Here is a 19,100-nt window from a genome sequence, read left to right as displayed (position 1 = left end):
TTCAGCATCCGACCGGGTCCAGCCCGTGAAAAACCGGCTCAGCTCGGCCGGGAGATCGGCCCAGTTCGCGGGCCACGAATAAAAAAACCGGTCAGGTAGTCCGCTGCCCGTGCGAAATCGCTGATCGGCATTTTCAGCACCGCAGCCAGCGGCCAGCCGCTTACGTCGGCGACGAGATTGACTTCGGCCTGGAGGAGCGCTTCCGGGGTGGCCCGCTCACGCGCGACGTCGTATCGACGACGTTCCGTCCCCACCGGCTCGCGAAGCACCATTTCGGAGTGGCTTTTTCCCGTCGCTTCAACGGCGACCGTGAGCAAAAGCCGCATTTCCGGTGTCCGCTCGGGTTCAGCGTCCACGGGACGTCGCGCCTCCTCCTCGAAGTCGGTCAGATACATGATGCACCTGTCCTGAACTGAGACCTGAAGCATGCCGACAGCCCCCGAGGGCCAGCCGGAAACGCGTTCTACTAAGTCCAGCTGAGCATCGCGCACCGTAACTTCGGTCGGCCGCTTGCCCATCGCTCTGGTTGAAAACAGCACCTGTGCCACGACCGGCTCCCGCAACCGGAGGCAATCGAATTGCTGCTTTTTCCACTCGATCGGCTCGACCATGACGAGCATGGTATCGCGTTCGGGAGATGAATAGGACTGCGTGGATTGTGTAAAAGCGGCCAGAGCGGCCTCGTCGCTCAGCGGTTCGAATTCCAGCGTCATGCCACCACATCCACGGTTACGGTGTCGCTCTCGCAGTGGAATTCGAACGTGCCCTCCTGCGTGTTCACGTTGATGCGCTCGGTCTGCCACGCATCCACGGCTGTCACGACCTGGCCGTTCGCCTTGAGCAGCACCACGGTCAGTCCGCTGGCGCCCTGGAGCGATCCAGCATCGAAGTCGGGCCGGTCGCGCAGGGTCGCCTGGATAAACCCTTCGCCGGGCATCGACGAAAAACCCTCGACCCGACTCTGGCCTTTCAGGGTCTCGTTCACCGGCCCGGATGCCTGGTGCTGGGCCTCCCCGACGATGTCAAAGGACGATCCGTTGATCGTCAGCGTCGCTTGCCCCGCAAGGGGACCACGATAGACTGTCATGATTTCCCCTTACGATTTCACGAACTGGCAGTTCCCGGCGATCTGCCACAGCTGATTGGCGAAATCGTATGGCATCAGCAGCTTCACCGTTCCGCCGCCGGCATTTTGCGCTACCAGGTTCCGGGCGAAGATGTCCGCGTTCTGGACCCAGTATTGGGTTGCCTGCCATCGGTATCGGGCAACCACGGCCTTGCCGATCAGCTGGGCGGTGGTGAATTTGGCGCCCGCGCCGATCGTGGTGCCGTCTGCGACCAGCCCATAGCCGCCGAACTGGCTGGACAGGTAGGCCTGCATGTCCTGCAGGCACACCTCTGCCGTCAGCAGGGTTTCGATCCCAAGATAGCTGTCGTCCGGTTGCCCTCCCGCATTGGTCTGGTAGGTCGTGATCAGCCGCTCGATCGCAACGGTGCCGCTGTCATCGACCGTGTGCGTCGACATCCCATCCCACAGCAGGCTGTTGCGCTGCGATGCGATGAAACGCCCGGCATCTGTCGGAGGCAGAACGTTCAGGACCCCGGCGACGCCGGTGATCGGCAGTGCCGGATTGGTCCGCATCGACATGGCCGCACGGGCACCGATCTCGGCCGCCCAGTCCATGGGAGACGACGGGCTGTCGGAAATGCCCATGATTGTGGTGTGCGGATCATTCTGGGTCAGCCCAAATGCCGTGGCCTGCCCGTACGTGCCCCGATAGGCGGTGATCCCATGGCCGTAGATCTGTTCGTCGGGCGACCAGCGGCCGGTCAGGTTGTCGAACGCCTGGCGGAACGCCGTGAGGCTGGCCGCATCCGTATAGGGATGGATGAACAGGTCATAGACCCGGTTGCCCAGACCGGACAACGCGCTGGACAGTCCTGTCGGGTTCTGGGTGCCGCCCGTCATCTGCGTCAGCGTGACGGTGATGCCAGATGGCGTCGCCTGCCCGGCGGCCGTACCCAGCACATTGAGCCCGAGGAGGATATCGTTGCCCGCCGCCCCTTTATTGAGGGCCGTGACATTGACCTTGGCCGCCGTGGTCCCGTCCACCGCCAGGCTGACGGCCAACCCCGTGATGCCGCTGGCGGCCAGGACGATGTTGGCCGCGACAGCCGCCGCCGTATCGCCGGATGTGACCAGAACCGGCACCAGAACATCGCCGAAATAGAGCGCCAGTGTCCCGGATGCGGCAGCCGTGCCAGAGACAGTCAACGACCCTTTTGCCGCGACTGATGCCGCGTCATCGGCCAGAGGCAGCACCCAGACCTCGCCCTGGCTATCGAGCAGCATGTAGCGGGTGACCATCAGGGCGCATTGCGACCCGGCCCCGTATTTCTTCACTGCGTCCGACGGGCCGGCCGAGATGCTGGCCGCGCCGGCCGTGGCGGACCCATTGGCCAGCATCTGCCCGACGATCAGCACCCGACGGCCGGCCGTGCCGGAATTCGCTTTCGAATTGTCCAGCGCGAAGCGGATGCCGGGCACACGCGTGTTGGCGGAATAGCCCGGAATGGTGATGCTGTCGCTCATTGCGGGACCTCAGATGCGGCGGCAGGAAGGGGGGGCGGCGGCGAGGCTTCGACGACATCGCCATTTCGCAGGCACAACTGGAAGAACGTGCTGTCCGGCACGGTCTCGCCCACCTCGGACAACAGCCGGCGGGCTCCGGGAATGCGCACGGCACGGCCCGGGGCGGGTTTTACGAACATTTCGGGGAATCCTCAGGATTGAGGGGAATTGACGTTCATGCCGGCGAAGGTGGAATTGCCGCCAGACTGCATGGATCCGGCGATCGCGACCGGTGCGGCACCTGCCGACTGCATCGGGTAGGTCTCGATCCACTCCATGGTGAAATCCATCCGTGCCTCCCCGATCACCGGACTGGTTTCGGCGTTGACGCGGATGCCAGTTTCGAGGCTGCTGACCTGGGTGATCATCCGCATGAGCGGCCCGTTGGTCAGGATCGCCAACTCGATCTGTTCGGTCAGGATATCCAGAGCGACCTCCGCCTCCGGGCCGCTGGCGGCAGAAACGCGGGCGATCACCACGATCAGACCTGTCCGCACGAACTGTGGCGGTCCGCGGTTGAGGCTTTCCGCCCGATCGGTCGGAGACTGCACATAGATGTTGGGCAAGTCAGCCGGTCGGCTGGGCATCGTGCAGGCAGTGAAAACGCGCTGCCCTGCCATCGTGGCAGCATCGACGAGCGCTTTCGCCGCAGCCTCCCGCAGTTCGACACGATAAAGCGTCATCCACACACCTCGATGAGCTGGAGATGCGCGCCGCCCTTGCCGTCGGGCTGCACCTCGTTGACCTGGTAGACCTGTCCCCCGACCGTTACCGTGTCGCCCTGCATGGGCGGCGCGGGGAACTGGCTGAGCTGCACGCCGAGGATCGGCGTGCTGGCGGTGATATGGTCGGGGGCCATGCCGCCATCGCCGCCCTCGACCATCAGGGCGCGAAACCCGTTGTCGAAGATGGCCGTAATGGTGACCGGCTGGGCCCCTGGCTCGGCAGACGTCCAGATGACGGTGTCATCCCCGAACGCCTGCATGCACGGCCCGATGACCAGGCCGTCCCAGTCGATCACGGATCAGGCGCCAATTCGCCCGGACTGGAGAATTTCCGGCCGGGTGCAGATGTGCAGCGGGTAGGAGTACGTCTCCATCCGCCACCAGAAATTGCGGTCGCGATCGAAGATCGGGATGACGTAAATCGGCTTGCCGAGGGTGTTCACCCACTGGGCGGCCTCCGCCGGCGCCAGGGCGCGCTGGAAGACTCCGGGCGCACCCTGGGGGAAAAACTTCACCTTGTCCGGCGGCACCGCGACAGTCGTGTTGTCGTTCGACCCGCGATAGTTGAACCAGCTGATGCCGCCGAAATCCATGGCTTCGAAGGCGGTGCCCTTCCGGAGTTCGCGCGCCGCTTCCCAGTTGAAGTACGTGGTCAGCACGTCCTTGTGCGTGATCAGCGCGTCCCAGAAATCGTCACCACACATCGCCATGACGCGGGTGGACGGCAACCATGCCCCCTGGGCCGCACGCATCATCGCGCGGACGATCTTGTTGCATTGGATGCGGAGGCTGCCGAGCACGGGGTCGGCGGCGGTGAGGTTGAAACCGATCTCGGCCGGCCGCTCGATCTCGAATTCCTGGGCCCAGTCGTACAGCACGGTCCCGTCGGCATCGAGCAGCTTGCCCTGGATCGCCCCGAGGCGGTGCAGTTCCCAGGTATATTCCATGTTGCTTGTCAGGCCGGTCGGGCCGACGAGGCGCCGGCTGACTTCGTCCTGCACCTGCATCAGTTCGGTCTGGGTGCCGAACGCGCGCACGTTCTGCAATTCGGTTGCATAAATCGTATCGCCATGCGCCAGGCGCGGGACCTGGAAGAAGCGCGCCTTGCGCTTCTCCGTGTCACGTTCGGTTGCCGGCGCGCCGCGCGGCGACGTGGGGATGACCACGAGCTTCTGGTCACGCTCCTCGACCATCAGGAACGAGGTGCGGATCGGCAGGTCCTCGAACAGGCCGAGATCGCCGATACCGGTCGGGTTGAAGGGGACCTTGTCGACGTAGCTGGTCAGCTCCATCGTCGTGAACGGGTCACGATTGAAGACGTTCAGCGAAACCATATCTGGATTCCATGCGTGCGCAGTCGCGCCCCCTGGCCGGAAGCCTGGAGGCACGCATGCTGTCGTTGTTCAGAAAGGCGCGACTGCGCCGGGAATTATCGGGCGACGATGCCGGCTGCCGCCAGGCTGGCGAGAGCCTGCGCCTGGAGCGTGGTAGCATTCGCCGCGCCCGTCACCGAAGCATCCCACTGAAGCTCGGCACCGTTGACCTCGGCCATGCGCTTCACGATGGTCACCTTGCGGTATGATAGGCTGGGAACCGTGGTCAGGTTGAAGAGGATACCGACCGCCGCCGTCGCCCCGGTATACGGCACGTATTGCGCGTCATTCGCCACGACGACGATCGTGAAGCCATCGCCGGCAACGAATGCCGTCGTGCCCGCCGCAATGGTGAATGCCAGCCCTCCGCCCGAGAATGCGGTGCCTGTCGTGCCGGCCCCGATCTCGTTCCCGGAGAAATCGGAGACCGTGAAGGCTGTCGGCGCCGTGAAGGCGACCACATAGTTGCCCGGAACCGTGCCGCTCGCGACGGTTACTGCGCCAGCGGTGCCATTGCCCGTGTTCTCCACTCCGGTGACGACATCGGCCCGGGCCGTCCCACCGGCGCTGACCACCAGGCCGCCTTCGAAGGTCACATCGGATTCCGTGGCATTGACGATTTCCCCCAGATCCCGCGAGAGGAATCCGTTGGCCTCGCGGACCAGAAATGCGCCGTCATAAAAATGTTCGTTCAGGACTGGGCTGACCATTTCCCCGATCTCCTTCAGGATTTCAGCTTGATGCCGGCCCGCGCCGCCGAGGCTTCCCAACTGCGGGACGCACCGACGGATTCGTCAGGCGCGGCCCGGTCCATTCCCACGCGGGCATCGCCGAAGGCGCGCATGCGCGCGGAGAGGCCGGTGTCGCCGGACCGAGACCGGCCACCCGCCGCGCTGGCGCGCAGCAGGTCCACGGCCTGGTTGCGGGGCAGCCGGGTGTTGAATGCCAGATGCGCGGCCAGATCCGGGCGCCGGGCTGCCGCCTTGGAGCGAAAGATCGCCGCGCATCGCGCGCGCTCGCGCGACCGGGCGGCCGAGGCCTGCGGATCGTCCTCGTCCGTCTCGTCGTCGGCCGAGGCGTCATCGTCGTCGCCGTCATCCGCCCGGCGGCGCGATGCCCGGCGCCCCGCCGGCTCGCCATCGCCGGCCTCGCCGTCGTCATCATTATCGGCGCGCCGGGCCCGTCGCCCCGCCGGGCGATCGTCGTCATCGTCGCCGCTGTCATCGTCGGCACCGCGTGCGCGGCGGCCTGCCGGATGGCTGTCGTCGTCTTCGGCGTCCGCGCCGTCGCGGCCGTCGTCCTCGTCGGTATCGACGCGATTGTCGTCCTCCTCCGCGCGGCGCCCGCGCGACAGGGTGGTGGAGCCCAGCAGATGGGCGAACGACAGCGCCCCATTGGCACGATTTGCCATTGGCCTGTTCCCTTTCAGTTGTCTGATTGATCAGAGCGACGACAGCAGCTCGGCGAATGCGTCGCTCGGCGCGCGCACGGCGTCGGCCAATCCGGCCTGTACTCCCGCCGCGCCCAAGAAGGTTCCGCCCTCGTATGACCGGACAAGGGTGGATTTGATGTCGCGATTGCGCGCGACCGTATCGCAGAACAGACCGCCCATCTGATCGATATCCGCCTGCATTCTGGCTCTGGCGCCGTCAGACAAAGGTTCCAGTTCCGAACCCTCGGCTTTGCGGGCGCCATAGCGGATCAGCGTCACGACCACCCCCTGCTTGTCGAGGGCGCGCGACAGGTCCGTGTGCATGCAGATGACACCAACCGACCCGGTGCCGCCGGTGCGCGGTACCGTGATCCTGTCGGCGGCCGACGCCAAGGCATACGCCGCGCTGAATGCGTTCTCGTTCAGGATCGCCCAGATCGGCTTTCTGCCGCGATTGGCATAAATCAGGTCGACCAGGTCGAAACAGCCGGCGACCTCACCGCCGGGGCTATCGATATCCAGGACAATCGCCTTCACATCCGCGTCGAGCAACGCAGTCATGAAATTGATCCGGACCCCGTCATACCCGGTCATGCCCGAATAGGGCCGGAGGCTGCCCAGCTTCTGGACCAGCGTGCCGACCACGGGAATGACAGCGACCCCGCCGACGACATCATAGCCGGTATCGGGCGCCGGGCCTTCATCGGACAGACCCGACGCATCGAGGGCGATCGTCTTGCCGCCGTGAAACAGGTGGGTGACACCGAGCCGGTCGGCCAGCGCACAGACCACGACCTCCGCTTTCTGCGGGTGGATCGCAATCGGCACGTTGAACAGGCGCTGGGCGAGGAATGGAAAGCGGCTCATTGTGCATCCGGCTTCTTGGTTGCGTCATTGGCCGGGACACCGACCGCCCATTCCGGGAAGGGCAGTTCGCGTTCCGTCATCATGCGCCGTTCGATCTGGCGCTGATCCAGGACCTCCTCATAGTCCAGCCCCTGTTCGGCACACTCGCGTTCCAGCGTGCCGAAGCCGGCATCGAGGCCGAGGACGGCGCCCTGGCGCTCCGCCACCGGATCGACCCAGCCTCGGCCGGGGCCGATCCAGTTGCAGCGGGCATAGGCCGCGCGCGCTTCCAGAAAAGTCGGGGCATTGCGAGGCAGTGGCACACGCTTACGGTCGAACTGTTCTTCCAGTTGCGCCACATAGACCGGTGTGGCCGTATCGATTGAGAAATCGCGGCGCCGGCGCAGCATCGTTTTCCACGTTTCCAGCATGGACGAGCGCGACGAACTGTAATTCGTCTGACTGTAATCCATGCTCATCTGCTCTGCCGACACCCCCATGGCTGCGCTGAAGTTGCGCAGGAAGGCATGCTGGAAGTCCTGGAAGCCGCTATAGGGGCGAGTTGCCGAGACCGTCCCGATTTTCTCACCAGGGGCGAGGGATGGAACGCGAACGCCTCCGATCGAGATCGGATTTTCTCGGTGGAACCGCGCCCTTTCTGCCTGGTAGGGCGACATCTCGTCGCTGCCGCCCATGATGAGGGCGGCATCCTCCGGGTCATACGGGCTTTCGAAAAAAATGCCATGGATCGTCTGGATCAGAGCCTGCTGCAACTCGGCCTGGTCATAGCGTCCCAGCATCCGGAACCGGTTCATGACGGGCGTGAACGCGCTGACCCCCCGGTGCTGATCGGCGTCATCCGAATCATGGGAGTGGATGCAGACAGGGCGTCCCCAGGAAGTATAGCGGGGCAGGCGGTCCCAGATCATGCTCTCAACAGCATCGAAATAGTCGAACTGGTGCGCGCGACGGATGTGGTAGGCGATCGCCGCTCCATCATCGTTCAGTTCCACGCCGCCACGCAGTTTATGCGTATCCATCTGCTGATATGGGTTGGATAAGCGGTCGGGATGGACGAGGCGCACCGTCGTCGCAGAATTCGATCCCATGTCGATCCGGTCATCATCCCACCCCATGACGATGACCGAATCTCCATCCTTCAGCCGATGCAGGAAGGCGAGGCCGAAGATCTGCATGACGGTCATTTTTTGGACCGCGTCGCATAGGAAAAGCGGATCTTCCGAAAAAGTCCGCCATTCAGCTTCGACGGCACGCCGGTAATCATGCGCCCACTCGCCGTCAAAGGCCGGTCCATAGCGCCGCGCCAGGGCCCGATGATCGGGCGTTGCGACCAGGCGGAACTGTGCGCCGACGACATTATCCCTGATGCGGGTAATGCCGCCGCGCGCCCAGCCGTCGTTGCGATAAAGATCGTTCGCCCGCGCTGCCATTCGGTCGCGGTTGATATTGATCGCGTTGTCCGGCGAGCGGAGGAGGGGGTTCCATTCCGCATTTTCTTCACCGAACAGGTTGGCCGCATCATAAGCGAACGCGCCGCCCATGCCGCCCATGAAATTGCCTGGTAGCGTCGAAGGAACATGGATCGGGCCGTCGCCAGCGACTGCCTGCCACATGCGACCGAGGAAGCCGGGTTTTTTCATCGGAAATATGGCCTCATCGCTCGCCTCGGGGCCGCAACGCCGAGGAGAATGTTGAATTCACGAATATTCTGCCGCAACTCCGCCTGGGTGGCGGCCGCGAAGCTGACGCCTCGGCTGCCGTCGCCTTGCGCATAATTCACCGACTGGGGGCGCTTGCCGCTCATCAGCTGGATCAAGGCCTGCTGCGCGCCATTGCGCGCGGCGGTCACCTGGGCTTCCGTCATGCCCGCCCACGGGCCACGAGGGACGGGGAAAACGGATTTGGCCATCAAAGTCCTCTCTGGCGCAGCACCCGACGGAGCGCCGCTGCTACGACCCGGTCCTGTCGCGCATTGAACGCCTGCTGGACGATCTGTTCGACCGGTAGGCGGACACGGTAAGTGGGTGCGCGCGGGGTGAAGATCAGTACCGCCGAAACCTTCCCCGGCCCGACAAGCTTGTAGATTCCTTTCGGACGCCCGTTCCCGCGCTCGCGGCCCACGAAATATTCGCTGCGCTGCCCCTTCGCGACCTTGCCCTGGCGGCCCAGCCGCCGAGCCGTCTTATCAGTCATGTTCGATGATGCATCGTTCATGAGGCCGAGCCTCGACAAAATGCGCGTCATCTCGCCCGGGCGGATGTTGCCGTGTTGATCGAGGGGGGCACCTGGGCCCGGCAGCCAGTATTGGCCTCCGGAAATTCGAGAAAGAGCCTTTTCAGACCGTTTCATGTCGCGCGCGCCACCGTGGATCTGGGGGCCGAGATATTTGATCGCGGGCCTCCCGTTGGGCGCGAAATCCTTGCTGGCAACCCAGGCCGTGAGAGTCTCCGACGTTGCCGGCCGAACGAAAAAGCCATTTAGCGTGAAGTTATTTGGTCGATCGAACGCCTCCTTCATCCGGTCCACGACCGCTGCTTTCCCGTTGGCGGCAAGCATGTTCATGGCAAATGCGGTGGCTGTCCGAATCTCGCCTTGTGATAACTTGGCCAGATCCTTCTGAAGACTTCCTTTGTCCAAAGATACTCGCAGGTCCAGCGCCATTGGATGTGGCCCCTTTTTCCGCTATGTGGCCCACCGGCTGCGGCCGGCCGTAGAGGGGCGGGGGGCACGTGCTGGCACCTCGGCCACCAGAGGCGCCCCCGGCGACTTGACCGGATTGACGACTATCGGCTTCACCATGGAATTCGTGTCCCACCGTGCGGCCCAGGCAGGCGGTCGGTCCCATTCGATGCGGTTCAACCCCATGATTCTGGCCATGACGGTCGTCATTGTGAGCATGTCCAGGACCTCATTTCGAGACGAAGCCGTTTTCTTCGCCCATTTCCCGTCGCGACCTCGATTTTCCGCAACGATCTGTTCAAAAAACGGATGCGGAGGAGCCGAGGCCCGCAGCGCTGCGGGGAAATGGATGATGGGCGAGCCCGGATCGATGCTCAAAAGGGACGCATGAAGATCATCTTTCAAGCGGTTGGAATTGAACACACCCAGCGGAATTTCGCCCCGTGCGCCCGCCATCCGGTCCTTCCGCTGGCTGTCCGGATAGGAGATCGTGATTGATGGCGCATCCAGCCTCCCTGTCCCCTTGAGAGGCAGAAGGCTCCATGCTTCCCGGCCGCCGATCACACCATATTTCCGCGCGACGTTCCGACGTTTCGCCCTGCGCCATGCCTCATATGCCTGGAGAGTGACACCCGGCTCACCGCCGCTGTCATAGCCCAGGGCCATGACGCGCATGCCGCGCGTGGGGTCATCGGCCAGCGGATATTGGCGCGATAAGGCCTCATCGATCATCTCGTCCCAATCACGCGCCGAAGTCGCCGGATCCGCCACGATGATCTGATAGTCGATGATCCAACTTTCGCCTTCTGCTCCCCAGGCGCGCGTCAGCCGTTCGAAGCGCCCGGCCTGGACATCGACAGATTCCGTGAGGAACCTGGTGCCATGCGGCACGATGCCCAGCATCAGGTCGCTTTCCGCGCGGTCGGCCAGGACGGTGCTGTCCAATTGGGCAGCCGCCGAGGGGGGATCAAAGGGCAGACCCCACCGCTTGACGGTGACGTCCTTGAGGTTCTGTTCGGCGTCTTCGTCTCCGCGCTCGACAGCCCTTCGGGCTTCCGCCATGGCGCGCGCCAGGCCGCCAATGCCGCCGATCACGAAGGGCGACATCATGCCCGTGATCCAGAACCCGGCCGTATCGGTCGGGATCAGTTCACCCGTTACGTCGCCCTCGACGCTGATCGTCTGGCCCAGGCCGACCCATACCCCGTCGCGATTCATGGCGCGTCGCCATTTGTCCTCGATCAGCACCCCGCAGCAGGGGCACGTCATCCGGGCCGCGTCACGGATTTCGTCTAGTGGCGCGTCGTCGGGCCAGTCCAGTGTCATGACCCGCGCACCGGTCGGGTTCGGGGACGAGAAGCCGTTGCAGTACGGGCAAGGCCAATACCAGATGCGCCGGTCGCTATCGGCGTAAAGCCGCATGATCCCGGACGTCCATTTCTCCGGAGCCAGCCCATCGGCCTGGTCCGGATGACTTTCGGCCAACACCATGGATTCGTAGCCGAATGTCTGGCGCCGCAGGTCGGCAAGCTTGAACGGGTCGCCGTCTTTACTGTCGCAGGCGTCCAGTTCCGTAATAATGATCCGTCCGGCAGATTTATTGATCAGGTTATTGTATGTTGCGACCAGAAATTGCACCCACATCGACCGAAAATTCTTGAACGCCATGGAGCGATCTTTGGGTTTCTTACCCAACGCCTGCGCAAGAACGGCATGCAGATCAATCATCGGCTCGACTTCGGCTTTGACGTAAGCCTCGATCATGCCTTCGGTCGCGCCATAAACCAGCATATCCGCCGGATCGTTGCCGACGGACTGGAGCATCCAGTTCTGCCCCACAGTGGTTTTTCCCGACCGTCCTGGACCGACAATGGCAGTTGTCAGATGCATCCGGCTCGTCAGGGACTGCATCGGTCCGATCAGATAGGGCGCCTCGTCGTGACTCCATTTCCCGACGAAGCCGCCCCCGCGATTGTTCAGATAACGTTCCGCCGCAGCATAATCGGCGACATCGATCCGCTCGGCGGGCAGGAACTCCCGCAGGGCGCGCGCGACGATCGCGCGCGGGTCAGCGAACTGAACCTCAGTCAGCGAGGCGAAGCTGGGCACCTCCGTCATCAGCGGGATCTGGCTCCAATGATTTCAGCGCGCCGGCGACTGCCTGGCGCTGCATTTCGGCAAATCGTGTTTCGGCTTGGCGGACCATGGCGTCCGGCCAGCCCTGATCGCGGCCCAGTTGGCGTAAGAATGTCCCCATATCGCGCGAGAGGCGTGACATGGCGCCGACGAACAGGTCCATGACCTCTTCGGCGTTCACCAGCTTTCCTGCCCGTTCAGCCTGCTTCATTTGCAGGTCGCGCAGGCGCGCCAGGTCGATCTGTTCCTTGACGGGGATCCGCGAGGATGGCGCGGGATCAGGGTCAGCAGCAGGCCACAGTGCGTCGAACGACAACTGGAGCTTCATCAGCTCTTCGTCGCGACTTGCATCGTGTTCGGCTTCTTCTCGTTTGCGCTCCGACAGGAACGCGAAGACAGCAGCAGGATCGAACGCGTAAGCGACGCCGTTTCGGCCGCCGGCCGCAACCGGAAATTCCGGCCACCGGTCCAGCCAGTTAGTAAGCGTCGGCAGCGATATGCGCAGCAGGCTGGCCATCTTGCGCTTGTTGACCGTCGGTGCGCTGGGCAGATCTGACTGATCCACACTGACCTCCGACAACAACACCAACAGAAACACCAACCCGTTGATAAATTTTATAAAAGAGTCTGTCTGACCGGGGTGCGAATAGCTCCCGGTAGGGGACCCCTCCGAGAGGGACCCAAGAGATATGCATGGGGGGGGTCTAGAAGACCGAGAGCATGCGGTTCGCGCATGGCTCGCGAGGGCAGGCGCGACCCTAGGCTGCCCTCAACCTTCGTCGCAATCCCCCGACGAAAAACGGCGCGCACCCCGTTGGATGCACGCCGCCTCATCATATAAATTCCTCTATGGCTTTTTGGGGAATTTGGGAAGCGGAAAAATCAGGGCATGCAATTTTTCTCGTGATCGCGCTCACACCCCGCTCGTGCCACGACTGGGCCGTCTTGTGGTCGACGCCCAGCTTGCGCCCCACTGCGCGCCACGCCCAGCGATGGCGATGTGAGATCGGATGGACCACCAGGCGCAGGCAAATGGACCGGCGCCAGTTCGCTCGCTCATTACCGATCAGCGCCAGCCACCCCAGCGCTTCGTCCATCCGGGCGATGGCCTTTGCCGTGGGGCGCGGCATGCGGCCGCTATCGTCCGGCATCGCATCGATCCAGCTCGCATCCGCATCGGCCACCATCTCCGGCCACGCCACGCGGACGTTGGCCGGCCGAAGTCCGTGCATGGGCAGAACCGCCAGCGTGCAACCGGCCTCGAACAGCCGGCGGGAAATCACGTCTGCCCACGACAGCCCGTCTCCGAGCGAGGCTGGTCGCATCATGCCGCGCTCCGAGCTTTGGCCAGGAAATCTTCGCGGCGCGGCTGCGGCTGAAGGTCGCCATTCTTCGCTGCTCGCACCCACGCCTTATGCGCTTCGCGGAACCGGGCATCGGCTTCATAGTCCATCGCCGACGACAGCACCGGCGCTGGCATGTCCCGCCGCGCGATCGCCTCAGGCACAGAGTTTTTGAAATACAGCAGCGAACGCACGGTTTTCCCGCTCGCCGCGGCACGTTGCGCCGCAGATTGGACCGTCGACAGGATCGCCCGTTCGGCCTGGTCAACCGTGAGCCCGGCCTTTGCCGCATCTGCCAGCCACTGGCGCACGATGCCATAGTCTGCAAGCGATCGCGCCGGATCGAAACCGGCGGCGTCCAGCGCGGCCCGGCCGATACGGTGAAAATCAGCATCACTGACGACAAGGCTAGCTATAGCTTCAGAGCTATTATTAGCTTCTAGCTTAGCTATACGCGTGCGCGAGGCGTCTTGGGTTTCCTGCTGGGTTTCGTTTCGCATGCTCAGGCCTCCGGAAAAGGGCATGATCGCGTGGCGTTGACGCGGATCATTGCGGGGTATCAGGTTGGAGTTTTTTGGCGGCCTTCCGCCCTTTTTCCCGTTCTCACGGGACGCGGCCGCGCGCCGCGAAGGCATCAGCGTGGCGGGCAGGCCGATCACGCCGTGGGTTTCGTCCCAGGTTATCAGACGGGTTTCCGCGTAGGTTTCCAGGTAGGTTTTCAGCTGGGTTTCGCTGAGGCGGAACCGGAACTCGGCGAGGCCCGCGAGGGTCGGGTTGCCGTCACAACCGGCAACGAACAACCCGTCCGTGCCGCACTCGATCACGAACGCCACCAGGCGCACCCACAGCATCGCCAGCGTGTCGCCCAGCTCCATCAAGCGGATATCGGTGGCGGCCATGGCGAGCATGCGCCGTTCGATTGATGCGGATCGCGCCATGTCAGTATGCCTTGAGCCGAAAGCCATCCTGGTAGGGCTCCAGGATGCCGGTTGTGACCAGATGAAGAATTGCGCCGTCGACGCCGCCCGCGTCGGCTCCGACAAGCCGGGCGATCTCGTCCGCCCTCGCGTATCGGGCGCGGGAGGGTGCGCGCAGATACGGCAGCGTGTCCGCCACATCGCAGAGGTCGATCCAGAGCGCGCGGGCCGCCAGCGGCAGCACCCGCCATCGCGTATCCCCCATGACCGCCCGCGCGTGCCGTCCGGGACGTTGTCTTGCAGCCGACATGTCAGAACTCCGGACCGGTATTCACCCAGGCGGCGGAACGAGGGTCTTCGCCCGCGTCCCGGAACCAGGTGGTGGTGTTGTCGAATTGCATGCGGCAGAGTCCCGTCGGGCCATGCCGGTTCTTGGCCAGGATCAGCTCGGCTTTGCCCTTGCTCTCATGGGCGCGCCGCACCAGATCCTCGCACCGCGCGCGATAGACCTCTTCGCTCTCGTTCATGCGTCGCGGGATTTCGTCGCCGGAAATCGCCTTTTCCAGGTAGTAATGCTCGCGATGCAGGAAAACGACCGTCGCCGCGTCCTGCTCCAGGGCCCCCGTCTCGCGCAGATCTGTCAGCTCGGGGCGCTTGTCGTCGCGTTTGGCCGCCTCGCGGCTCAACTGCGCCAGAGCGAGAATGGGAATTTCCAATTCGGCAGCGAGATTTTTCAGGTCGGCGCTGATTTCGGTCATCGCCTCCCGTAGCCCGAAGCGGCGCGTGGTCTCCGATGCGCGCAGCAGCCCGACATAATCCGCCACGATCAGATCAAGGCCGCGCTTCTGGCGTTTCATGCGCCGGGCCCGCGCGCGCAGCTGCGCGACCGTGATCCCCGGCCGGTCGTCGATGAATAACGGCAGATCCGATGCGGCCCGCTCGCCTTCGGCCAGCGCGCGCCAGTGATAATCTTCCAGCACTGGACGCGGCCCGTCAGCGATTTCCTCGTCCACGTCGTACCTGCGGCCCGTGAACACCGAGAGCGTGGAGATCCCCGCCCAGGCGGCACCAGCGCGAGCGCCCAACTGCGCCGCCCGCATCTCTCCCGACCAGAACAGAACGCTATTTCCTGCCGCCGCCGACCGCGCCGCGATGCCCAGGCCCAAGGCCGTCTTGCCCATGGCGGGTCGCGCGCCAAGCAGCGTGAGGTCCGATCGATGCAGCCCGCCGGTCATGCGGTCCATCCCGCGATAGCCCCAGGTCACGCCCGCCAGCCCGTCTTGCCGCTCGGCGGCCGCGCGCGCGTTCTGGATCGCCTGGCCGACCGCCGCCCCGATCTGCACGACCGGCTGGCTCTCGCCGCACCCCTGGGCGATCCGCAGCAGCCCGTTCTCGACATAGTCCCGGACGTCCTCGGCACTTTTCTGGCCGGGCCGGCTGCACAGGTCGCCCGCCTCAACACACACGTCGAAAATCGACCGCATGAGCCAGGCCTCGCGCACCGCGCGCGCGTAATCCGGCAGGCAGGGCAGGCCAACAAAGGCCGATAGCAACCCGGCCAGAACCTGCCCGATATCCTCGCCGTTCAGGGCATCGTGATGCCGAAATTTCGGCGCGACGACGGGCGGGTCCGCGACCCCGCCGGCCTGAACCAGCCGCCGAATTTCGCCGTAGATCTGGCCATTCAACGGAACATAAAAATGCTCCGGCTCTACGAGGTCCTCGACCAGCGGCAGACCCTTGACGCTATTCATCAAGAGACCACCCAGCAGCGCCGTCTCGGCCGCCACATTTGCCGGCCGCTCGCGCAGAACGCCCCCAAACGGCGAATGCGTAGGGGAGGGGATGTGGTTCATACGGACTGCTCCCGCGCGATGCGGCGATACCGGTAGACGCGGCGCCAACCCATGAGGGCCAGAGATGCGTCAGATCCGTTCCGCGCGCCGGATTGAATGTTGGATACGGCCTGCGGCGACAGCAGATGGCCGCGCGCGTAATCGGTGATGCCGCCCGCGTTGCGGACGGCACTATTCAGTTCTGAATAAAATTCCCGGAGCGACAGCCACGGGCAGTCGGTATCACCCGCCGCATCCCGCGCGATGCGCTGAAAGCGCGCGACCAATTGCCAGCCCATGGCAGCGAGGCTGGCGGCATTGCCCATGCGGCGCGCCGACTGAATGTTCGCGACCACCTGCACAGGCAGGTCGCAACGCTGTGCGAACGCCGACACGCTGCCCGCTTCGCGAATGTCCTTATTCAGTTCCGAATAAAATTCCCGGAGTGAAAGCAGGTCATCGGGCATGGCCGAAACTCCCGCCCCAGCCGGGCGGCAAGGTCATCCGGCCCTCACGCGCATAGGTCGTTCCCGACGAGACCACGCGAACCGTAATGCTCGGGCTACTCTTCGGCGTGTCCGCCAGCGGCTTTTGCGCGCCGACTTTCTGGCGCGCTCTTGGACCGCCGAGGCGCCGCACCCGCAAGTGCCCGAGACCCAGCTTGGTGATTCGCCCATAGATTGTCGAAAACGGCAGCGCGAAACGCGCCGCGATCTCGTTATCCGTGAACCCGCCACGCATCAGTCCAGGCAATTGCGGATCAATCCACCGCCAATCACGAGGAATTCCCCTGGGCATCACGCCGCCTCGGCGATTTCGGGCGCCTGCCGCTCGATGAACCCACGCACCGCGCCACGCGACAGCCCGAGCTGCGCTGCAATCCGCGCCGGCGATACTCCGTCGCGCACCAGGCGCGACACCACAGGACTGAGCCGCTGCCAATCAATCTGCTGGGCCATCTTTCCCTCACACGATGAGGGGGCGCGAGCGCGGGCGCGACGCCCGCAGCGTCACACGCCCCCGAACCACTCCCGGCTACGCCGGGCCAGAATGGCCTCGCGTCGCCGCAAATCCTCTACGAACGCCAGGGCGCGCGCTTTCCGCGCGTCTAGCCGCCGTACGCTCCAGTCATATCGGGCAACCCGATATTCGAGCACGACCCATGCCCCGACCAGACGCACGCGCGCCCGAAGGCGCGCCGGCGCGCAGACATAGACCAGCAGCGCGCATGGCGCCGTGCCGGCCAGCAGGATGCACAGCTCGCCCGTCACGCTATGTCCTCACAGCCCAGTTCCAGAGCCAATCCGGCGATCTCGCGCGCTATCTCCTCATGGCGGCCCCGCAGCGCAGCGACGCGATGGGCGCGCACCGCCAGCAGTTCCTGCGCCGATACCGAGCGGATCTCGCCATGCCATGCCGCGCGCACCCGTCGTTCAGTCAGGCCAAAGAAGCGCGCCGCCTCAGCAAACGCGCCCTTCAGGCCGCGACCGCGCCGTGCCTCGACTTCAGCCCGGATCGCCCCGCAGAATTCTTCCTGGTAGACGCTACCGGACACCGGACGTCTCTCCGGCGATCCGCCCTTGGGTGAAATACCCACGCGCTTGGACGAAATACCCAACATCTTGGGCGCCCTCTCTGCCATTGTCCCGATTGTCAGGTCGGGAACAGAAACGGCAGGGAGGAGCGGGGCACCCGGACATTGCACAGCGACACACGGACGTGCGGGTGCCACTGATCTGGCGCCCGGCGTCGATCGCGGACAGCGCGTCCGCCAGGACATCGCGGAAGGGACGCATCCCGCCAACCATCACGCGAAACCGCCAACGGCCGGGGCCCGACTGTCAGCAGTCCGGCTGGAAATTGCGGCCACTTCGTTCATACCGGATCTCCATCCGGAGACGACGTCACCACCAACTCGGGCTGCAACGGAATCGCTCCCGCCTGCATCAACGCGATGCGAACGCGGCCATCGATCGCACAGCGCAGGGCAAACTCCGCCTGCTGGAAGGAATTTTCCGTTGTCAACATCGACGCAAACGCGAGGAATGCCGTCAGAGGCCCCTTCGAGATTTGCGTATTCAGGAATTCGGCCGAGAGCCGCTCGGGAGCAAATGTAGCGCAGTCGCGAAACTCGGGGGGCGACGACGGCGCGCTGACAGCGCCGTCGTCATCGTCCATCCTGCTGTCGTTCACACAACCAGGAGACGATTCATCATGGCCTTCAACCCGCCCGCTGACGCGGAACTCGCGCTCACCAGAGAGGGGCTCATCCGTCTCGTTTATGCCGAGATCCTCGAAGCATCCGTTTCGGGGCGAAACGGGGCCCGGTTCACGCGCGAGGAAATCCTCGACCTGTACGCAGATGCGGTCGAGGTCGTCGACGGGAAGCGTGCCACCCGATAGATATTCCGCGAAAATCCTAGCCGCCGCGACGATCTGCGCGGCGGCATCCGCCGGTGCGCAGGTCGCACCGGTTCGCAATTGCATCGCACACGCCAACGCCCGCTCGCGCACTCGCGCGCGCATGGTGTTCGTCATCATCATGCCGCGCCCTCTTCCGCTTTCTGGGCAATCCGACGCACACGGAACACGTCACGACGTATCACCGCCCATCCGAGACACGACAAAACAGCCAGAGGAATGACCCATGAATGATTTCGACGCGCGCAAGGCGATCGGGGCGCTTTCGTATTTTGTCGGCCAAGTGAGGCGCGGTGAATCTCAAGAGTAGAGAGCCCATGCTCCAGGCCAAGAATTGGGGTGACGATCATGCTCTGCTCACCTTCCGCGTTCTCACCGACCCGGCGTGCCTGGAACGCCTCGACCTCTATGCGCCGCTGATCGATGATTTCGTCCCAGTCCGACGTATCGCGGGCCGTCATGCTGCGACGCCTTCCCGCGGCGCGCAGTCGGCGGGCAACTCAATGCTCAAGCGCGTAGCGGTGGAATGTATCTCGTGCCATCGCCACGGAGGGATTCTCCCCGATTTGCACCACCCATAGACGGTGGTGTGGCCGCGATGCCCCAGAGCCGCAGCCATTGGAGCAATGCCCCCGAATGCGCGAGCAATGCGCCACGGGAGGTTGTTTCGGTCACCAGTTCGGGTCGTCTCCATGCGCGCACGTTACGATAATCGAAACGCCTAAAGCAAGAGGGAGCGT

General features: G+C 64.2%; 27 protein-coding genes. All 27 read right to left on the bottom strand.

The genetic code is table 11. From position 1 onward, the window contains the following. Positions 1-38 precede the first annotated feature (38 nt). The 27 genes from HLH48_RS05985 to HLH48_RS23755 all read right to left on the bottom strand — a co-directional run bounded on the left by HLH48_RS05985 (position 39) and on the right by HLH48_RS23755 (position 19,054). Complete coding sequence (locus tag HLH48_RS05985) at positions 39-713, bottom strand: phage tail assembly protein (RefSeq protein WP_182996577.1); 675 nt, start codon at positions 711-713, stop codon at positions 39-41. Beyond that, the gene (locus tag HLH48_RS05980; protein WP_182996576.1) at positions 710-1,087 is read right to left on the bottom strand and encodes a phage tail tube protein; all 378 of its coding nucleotides are present in this window, start codon (positions 1,085-1,087) and stop codon (positions 710-712) included. The genes HLH48_RS05985 and HLH48_RS05980 overlap by 4 nt, the downstream gene beginning before the upstream one ends. 9 nt (positions 1,088-1,096) lie before the next feature. Next, complete coding sequence (locus HLH48_RS05975) at positions 1,097-2,593, bottom strand: phage tail sheath subtilisin-like domain-containing protein (protein ID WP_182996575.1); 1,497 nt, start codon at positions 2,591-2,593, stop codon at positions 1,097-1,099. Next, the gene (locus HLH48_RS05970) at positions 2,590-2,772 is read right to left on the bottom strand and encodes a DUF2635 domain-containing protein (RefSeq protein ID WP_182996574.1); all 183 of its coding nucleotides are present in this window, start codon (positions 2,770-2,772) and stop codon (positions 2,590-2,592) included. The genes HLH48_RS05975 and HLH48_RS05970 overlap by 4 nt, the downstream gene beginning before the upstream one ends. Positions 2,773-2,784: 12 nt before the next feature. After that, positions 2,785-3,315 (bottom strand): hypothetical protein, encoded by a 531-nt coding sequence (locus HLH48_RS05965; RefSeq protein ID WP_182996573.1) that lies wholly within the window; start codon positions 3,313-3,315, stop codon positions 2,785-2,787. Next, positions 3,312-3,653, bottom strand: coding sequence for a head-tail joining protein (locus HLH48_RS05960; protein ID WP_264812427.1), 342 nt, complete (start codon positions 3,651-3,653; stop codon positions 3,312-3,314). Before HLH48_RS05960 ends, HLH48_RS05965 begins: the two co-directional genes overlap by 4 nt. Positions 3,654-3,656: 3 nt before the next feature. After that, positions 3,657-4,691, bottom strand: coding sequence for a major capsid protein (locus tag HLH48_RS05955; protein ID WP_182996572.1), 1,035 nt, complete (start codon positions 4,689-4,691; stop codon positions 3,657-3,659). A gap of 95 nt (positions 4,692-4,786) precedes the next feature. Then, complete coding sequence (locus HLH48_RS05950; RefSeq protein WP_182996571.1) at positions 4,787-5,500, bottom strand: head decoration protein; 714 nt, start codon at positions 5,498-5,500, stop codon at positions 4,787-4,789. Next, complete coding sequence (locus HLH48_RS05945) at positions 5,455-6,141, bottom strand: hypothetical protein (protein ID WP_182996570.1); 687 nt, start codon at positions 6,139-6,141, stop codon at positions 5,455-5,457. Before HLH48_RS05945 ends, HLH48_RS05950 begins: the two co-directional genes overlap by 46 nt. Before the next feature lie 30 nt (positions 6,142-6,171). Next, positions 6,172-7,029 (bottom strand): S49 family peptidase, encoded by an 858-nt coding sequence (locus HLH48_RS05940; RefSeq protein ID WP_182996569.1) that lies wholly within the window; start codon positions 7,027-7,029, stop codon positions 6,172-6,174. Then, positions 7,026-8,669, bottom strand: coding sequence for a phage portal protein (locus HLH48_RS05935; protein ID WP_182996568.1), 1,644 nt, complete (start codon positions 8,667-8,669; stop codon positions 7,026-7,028). The genes HLH48_RS05940 and HLH48_RS05935 overlap by 4 nt, the downstream gene beginning before the upstream one ends. After that, positions 8,666-8,893 (bottom strand): gpW family head-tail joining protein, encoded by a 228-nt coding sequence (gpW, locus tag HLH48_RS05930; protein ID WP_182996567.1) that lies wholly within the window; start codon positions 8,891-8,893, stop codon positions 8,666-8,668. The genes HLH48_RS05935 and gpW overlap by 4 nt, the downstream gene beginning before the upstream one ends. Positions 8,894-8,937: 44 nt before the next feature. Further along, on the bottom strand, positions 8,938-9,690 hold the full coding sequence (locus HLH48_RS05925; protein WP_182996566.1) for a hypothetical protein: 753 nt from the start codon (positions 9,688-9,690) through the stop codon (positions 8,938-8,940). Between the two features lie 21 nt (positions 9,691-9,711). Next, complete coding sequence (locus tag HLH48_RS05920) at positions 9,712-11,826, bottom strand: terminase gpA endonuclease subunit (protein ID WP_182996565.1); 2,115 nt, start codon at positions 11,824-11,826, stop codon at positions 9,712-9,714. After that, on the bottom strand, positions 11,792-12,409 hold the full coding sequence (locus tag HLH48_RS05915) for a terminase small subunit (RefSeq protein WP_343065390.1): 618 nt from the start codon (positions 12,407-12,409) through the stop codon (positions 11,792-11,794). The genes HLH48_RS05920 and HLH48_RS05915 overlap by 35 nt, the downstream gene beginning before the upstream one ends. Before the next feature lie 268 nt (positions 12,410-12,677). Then, the gene (locus HLH48_RS05910) at positions 12,678-13,172 is read right to left on the bottom strand and encodes a DUF6362 family protein (protein WP_182996564.1); all 495 of its coding nucleotides are present in this window, start codon (positions 13,170-13,172) and stop codon (positions 12,678-12,680) included. Further along, positions 13,169-14,125, bottom strand: a complete 957-nt coding sequence (locus HLH48_RS05905) for a hypothetical protein (RefSeq protein ID WP_182996563.1) — start codon at positions 14,123-14,125, stop codon at positions 13,169-13,171. The genes HLH48_RS05910 and HLH48_RS05905 overlap by 4 nt, the downstream gene beginning before the upstream one ends. Before the next feature lies 1 nt (position 14,126). Continuing rightward, complete coding sequence (locus tag HLH48_RS05900) at positions 14,127-14,414, bottom strand: hypothetical protein (RefSeq protein WP_182996562.1); 288 nt, start codon at positions 14,412-14,414, stop codon at positions 14,127-14,129. A 1-nt stretch (position 14,415) separates the two neighbouring features. After that, positions 14,416-15,960 carry a replicative DNA helicase gene (locus tag HLH48_RS05895; protein ID WP_182996561.1) on the bottom strand — a complete coding sequence of 515 codons (1,545 nt, stop codon included), beginning with the start codon at positions 15,958-15,960 and terminating at the stop codon, positions 14,416-14,418. After that, a complete protein-coding gene (locus HLH48_RS05890) occupies positions 15,957-16,406 on the bottom strand; it encodes a hypothetical protein (RefSeq protein ID WP_182996560.1) in 450 nt (149 codons plus the stop codon). The genes HLH48_RS05895 and HLH48_RS05890 overlap by 4 nt, the downstream gene beginning before the upstream one ends. Then, the gene (locus HLH48_RS05885) at positions 16,396-16,692 is read right to left on the bottom strand and encodes a hypothetical protein (RefSeq protein WP_182996559.1); all 297 of its coding nucleotides are present in this window, start codon (positions 16,690-16,692) and stop codon (positions 16,396-16,398) included. The genes HLH48_RS05890 and HLH48_RS05885 overlap by 11 nt, the downstream gene beginning before the upstream one ends. Before the next feature lie 44 nt (positions 16,693-16,736). Beyond that, a complete protein-coding gene (locus HLH48_RS05880; RefSeq protein WP_182996558.1) occupies positions 16,737-16,898 on the bottom strand; it encodes a hypothetical protein in 162 nt (53 codons plus the stop codon). Between the two features lie 51 nt (positions 16,899-16,949). Further along, a complete protein-coding gene (locus HLH48_RS05875; RefSeq protein ID WP_182996557.1) occupies positions 16,950-17,210 on the bottom strand; it encodes a hypothetical protein in 261 nt (86 codons plus the stop codon). After that, on the bottom strand, positions 17,207-17,494 hold the full coding sequence (locus HLH48_RS05870; RefSeq protein ID WP_264812424.1) for a hypothetical protein: 288 nt from the start codon (positions 17,492-17,494) through the stop codon (positions 17,207-17,209). Before HLH48_RS05870 ends, HLH48_RS05875 begins: the two co-directional genes overlap by 4 nt. A 320-nt stretch (positions 17,495-17,814) precedes the next feature. Then, the gene (locus tag HLH48_RS05865; protein ID WP_182996556.1) at positions 17,815-18,483 is read right to left on the bottom strand and encodes a hypothetical protein; all 669 of its coding nucleotides are present in this window, start codon (positions 18,481-18,483) and stop codon (positions 17,815-17,817) included. After that, positions 18,480-18,821, bottom strand: a complete 342-nt coding sequence (locus HLH48_RS05860; RefSeq protein ID WP_182996555.1) for a hypothetical protein — start codon at positions 18,819-18,821, stop codon at positions 18,480-18,482. Before HLH48_RS05860 ends, HLH48_RS05865 begins: the two co-directional genes overlap by 4 nt. Continuing rightward, complete coding sequence (locus tag HLH48_RS23755) at positions 18,818-19,054, bottom strand: carph-isopro domain-containing protein (protein ID WP_373320204.1); 237 nt, start codon at positions 19,052-19,054, stop codon at positions 18,818-18,820. The genes HLH48_RS05860 and HLH48_RS23755 overlap by 4 nt, the downstream gene beginning before the upstream one ends. Positions 19,055-19,100: the final 46 nt, after the last annotated feature.

Source organism: Gluconacetobacter sacchari, assembly GCF_014174255.1.
Classification (GTDB): Bacteria; Pseudomonadota; Alphaproteobacteria; order Acetobacterales; family Acetobacteraceae; genus Gluconacetobacter; species Gluconacetobacter sacchari.
Note: the sequence above shows the minus strand (reverse complement) of the source record. Positions and strands in the feature narration are given on the sequence as shown.

What these genes read in the sequence shown, in the direction of transcription:
- HLH48_RS05985 (WP_182996577.1), bottom strand. Translation starts at nt 713, where the DNA reads ATGACGCTGGAATTCGAACCGCTGAGCGACGAGGCCGCTCTGGCCGCT.
- HLH48_RS05980 (WP_182996576.1), bottom strand. Translation starts at nt 1,087, where the DNA reads ATGACAGTCTATCGTGGTCCCCTTGCGGGGCAAGCGACGCTGACGATC.
- HLH48_RS05975 (WP_182996575.1), bottom strand. Translation starts at nt 2,593, where the DNA reads ATGAGCGACAGCATCACCATTCCGGGCTATTCCGCCAACACGCGTGTG.
- HLH48_RS05970 (WP_182996574.1), bottom strand. Translation starts at nt 2,772, where the DNA reads ATGTTCGTAAAACCCGCCCCGGGCCGTGCCGTGCGCATTCCCGGAGCC.
- HLH48_RS05965 (WP_182996573.1), bottom strand. Translation starts at nt 3,315, where the DNA reads ATGACGCTTTATCGTGTCGAACTGCGGGAGGCTGCGGCGAAAGCGCTC.
- HLH48_RS05955 (WP_182996572.1), bottom strand. Translation starts at nt 4,691, where the DNA reads ATGGTTTCGCTGAACGTCTTCAATCGTGACCCGTTCACGACGATGGAG.
- HLH48_RS05945 (WP_182996570.1), bottom strand. Translation starts at nt 6,141, where the DNA reads ATGGCAAATCGTGCCAATGGGGCGCTGTCGTTCGCCCATCTGCTGGGC.
- HLH48_RS05940 (WP_182996569.1), bottom strand. Translation starts at nt 7,029, where the DNA reads ATGAGCCGCTTTCCATTCCTCGCCCAGCGCCTGTTCAACGTGCCGATT.
- HLH48_RS05935 (WP_182996568.1), bottom strand. Translation starts at nt 8,669, where the DNA reads ATGAAAAAACCCGGCTTCCTCGGTCGCATGTGGCAGGCAGTCGCTGGC.
- gpW (WP_182996567.1), bottom strand. Translation starts at nt 8,893, where the DNA reads ATGACGGAAGCCCAGGTGACCGCCGCGCGCAATGGCGCGCAGCAGGCC.
- HLH48_RS05925 (WP_182996566.1), bottom strand. Translation starts at nt 9,690, where the DNA reads ATGGCGCTGGACCTGCGAGTATCTTTGGACAAAGGAAGTCTTCAGAAG.
- HLH48_RS05920 (WP_182996565.1), bottom strand. Translation starts at nt 11,826, where the DNA reads ATGACGGAGGTGCCCAGCTTCGCCTCGCTGACTGAGGTTCAGTTCGCT.
- HLH48_RS05910 (WP_182996564.1), bottom strand. Translation starts at nt 13,172, where the DNA reads ATGATGCGACCAGCCTCGCTCGGAGACGGGCTGTCGTGGGCAGACGTG.
- HLH48_RS05905 (WP_182996563.1), bottom strand. Translation starts at nt 14,125, where the DNA reads ATGGCGCGATCCGCATCAATCGAACGGCGCATGCTCGCCATGGCCGCC.
- HLH48_RS05900 (WP_182996562.1), bottom strand. Translation starts at nt 14,414, where the DNA reads ATGTCGGCTGCAAGACAACGTCCCGGACGGCACGCGCGGGCGGTCATG.
- HLH48_RS05895 (WP_182996561.1), bottom strand. Translation starts at nt 15,960, where the DNA reads ATGAACCACATCCCCTCCCCTACGCATTCGCCGTTTGGGGGCGTTCTG.
- HLH48_RS05890 (WP_182996560.1), bottom strand. Translation starts at nt 16,406, where the DNA reads ATGCCCGATGACCTGCTTTCACTCCGGGAATTTTATTCGGAACTGAAT.
- HLH48_RS05880 (WP_182996558.1), bottom strand. Translation starts at nt 16,898, where the DNA reads ATGGCCCAGCAGATTGATTGGCAGCGGCTCAGTCCTGTGGTGTCGCGC.
- HLH48_RS05865 (WP_182996556.1), bottom strand. Translation starts at nt 18,483, where the DNA reads ATGATGATGACGAACACCATGCGCGCGCGAGTGCGCGAGCGGGCGTTG.
- HLH48_RS05860 (WP_182996555.1), bottom strand. Translation starts at nt 18,821, where the DNA reads ATGACGGCCCGCGATACGTCGGACTGGGACGAAATCATCGATCAGCGG.
- HLH48_RS23755 (WP_373320204.1), bottom strand. Translation starts at nt 19,054, where the DNA reads ATGGAGACGACCCGAACTGGTGACCGAAACAACCTCCCGTGGCGCATT.